The sequence below is a fragment of the Pseudomonas sp. PS01299 genome (assembly GCF_029960145.1).
GTDB classification, from domain to species: Bacteria; Pseudomonadota; Gammaproteobacteria; order Pseudomonadales; family Pseudomonadaceae; genus Aquipseudomonas; species Aquipseudomonas putida_A.
Genome location: NZ_JASCPO010000457.1, coordinates 1 through 1924 on the forward strand (window position 1 = coordinate 1; position 1924 = coordinate 1924).

Genomic DNA, 1924 nt, shown 5'->3' on the forward strand with positions numbered 1-1924 from the left:
CGCGATAGCGGTGTGTCAGCTGACATTTGCGCTACTGACACACCGCTATCGCGAGCAGGCTCACTCCTACAGGGAACAACGCCACATTCGCGGACTCGGGGATTCTCGACTAAGGTTACCCCCTCATCGGATTGAGCCCCTGCCAGCTTCACCGGGCTCTTGATCAAGGAGAGACTGATGACGTCGCGTCGCAACATCGAACAGACTTATCGCACCTGGTCCAGCCCGATTCTGCTGGAGCTGAAAAAGCGCGAACACCAAATGGCGCCGGTCGAGCGTCAGGCGCTGGAGAATGTTTTGGTCGAACGACGGTTGCTGGATGTCGGCAACCCCAACGGCCCCGACCGACGCCAGGGCACAGCGGGCAAGAATGACCGGCCCGGCTGATCACTTTACTCAACTGAACAAAAACCTGTGGGAGCTGGCTTGCCAGCGATGACGGACTTTCAGTTAATCCAGTGTCGACTGGTCCACCGCCATCGCTGGCGAGCCAGCTCCCACAGGTCACGCCGCGTTTTCAGGCCGCGCGCTGCCCCTCCGCCACCATCGCCGAAGCCGCCAGCATCGCCCGCAACAACACCGCACACCCGGCCGCCAGATCATCCGGCGCGGCATTCTCGATTTCGTTGTGGCTGATCCCGCCTTCGCACGGTACGAAGATCATCCCCGCAGGACCGAGTTCGGCGAGGAAGATCGCGTCATGCCCGGCGCCGCTGACGATGTCCATGTGCGACAGGCCAAGGCCTTTTGCCGCGCCGCGTACCGCCTCGACGCAGCCCTTTTCGAAGTACAGCGGCGGAAAGTCTGCAGTCGGGGTCAGCTCATAGGTCAGGCCGTGTTCCTCGCAGGTGGCGTCGATGACCTGCTTCACCTCGGCGATCATTGAGTCCAGCCGCTCCGGTTGCAGATGCCGGAAGTCGAGGGTCATGCGCACTTCGCCGGGGATGACGTTGCGCGAGCCGGGGTAGGCTTGCAGGCAACCGACCGTGCCGCAGGCGTGGGGTTGATGGCCGAGGGCGGCGCGGTTGACCGCACCAACGATGACCGAGGCGCCGACCAGCGCGTCCTTGCGCAGGTGCATCGGCGTTGGCCCGGCGTGGGCTTCGACGCCGCGCAACTTCAGGTCGAACCACTTCTGCCCGAGTGCGCCGAGTACCACACCGATGGTTTTCTGTTCGTCTTCGAGGATCGGGCCTTGTTCGATGTGCGCTTCAAAATAGGCGCCGACCTTGTGCCCGCTGACCTTGCGTGAACCGGCATAGCCGATGGCATTCAGGGCTTCGCCGACGGTGACGCCGTCGGCATCGACCTTGGCCAGAGTTTCTTCAAGGGTGAATTTCTCGGCGAACACGCCGGAACCCATCATGCACGGAGCAAAGCGCGAGCCTTCTTCGTTGGTCCAGACCACCACTTCCAGCGGTGCTTCGGTTTCCACGCCGAGGTCATTGAGGGTACGCAGCACCTCGACGCCGGCGAGCACGCCGAAGCAGCCGTCGAATTTGCCGCCGGTGGGTTGGGTGTCGATGTGGCTACCGGTCATCACCGGCGGCAGGTTCGGGTTACGCCCGGGACGGCGGGCGAAGATGTTGCCGACTTCATCCACCGTGACGCTGCACCCGGCGTCCTTGCACCACTGCACGAACAGGTCACGGGCCTGACGGTCGAGGTCGGTCAGGGCCAGACGACAGACCCCGCCCTTGACCGTGGCACCGAGCTTGGCCAGTTCCATGAGCGAGGCCCAGAGGCGGTCGCGGTTGATGTGCTGATGGGTGGATTGCAGAACGTCTACGGCTGCGTTCATGTTGATCTCCTCAGGCAGTTTTTTTACGAGTTTCTTCAGGCAGTTCTTGTGTGTATTTGAGACCGTCTTCGCGAGCAAGCCCGCTCCCACATTTGGAATGCGTTCACCCTGTGGGAGCGGGCT

General features: G+C 62.6%; 2 protein-coding genes. One reads left to right on the forward strand and one right to left on the reverse strand.

Annotated features, from left to right (window positions below):
• The first annotated feature begins 177 nt into the window (after positions 1-177).
• Positions 178-387: a hypothetical protein gene (locus tag QMX91_RS30960; RefSeq protein WP_003224027.1), complete on the forward strand. Its 210-nt coding sequence runs from the start codon at positions 178-180 to the stop codon at positions 385-387.
• A 130-nt stretch (positions 388-517) separates the two neighbouring features.
• Here QMX91_RS30960 and QMX91_RS30965 read toward each other — a convergent pair whose 3' ends face one another.
• Entirely contained in the window at positions 518-1801 is a 1284-nt protein-coding gene (locus QMX91_RS30965) for a Zn-dependent hydrolase (protein ID WP_282413892.1), read from the reverse strand.
• Positions 1802-1924 lie beyond the last annotated feature (123 nt).

Excerpts from the sequence above, each read along its gene's own strand:
- QMX91_RS30960 (WP_003224027.1), top strand. The coding sequence starts at position 178 with ATGACGTCGCGTCGCAACATCGAACAGACTTATCGCACCTGGTCCAGC.
- QMX91_RS30965 (WP_282413892.1), bottom strand. The coding sequence starts at position 1,801 with ATGAACGCAGCCGTAGACGTTCTGCAATCCACCCATCAGCACATCAAC.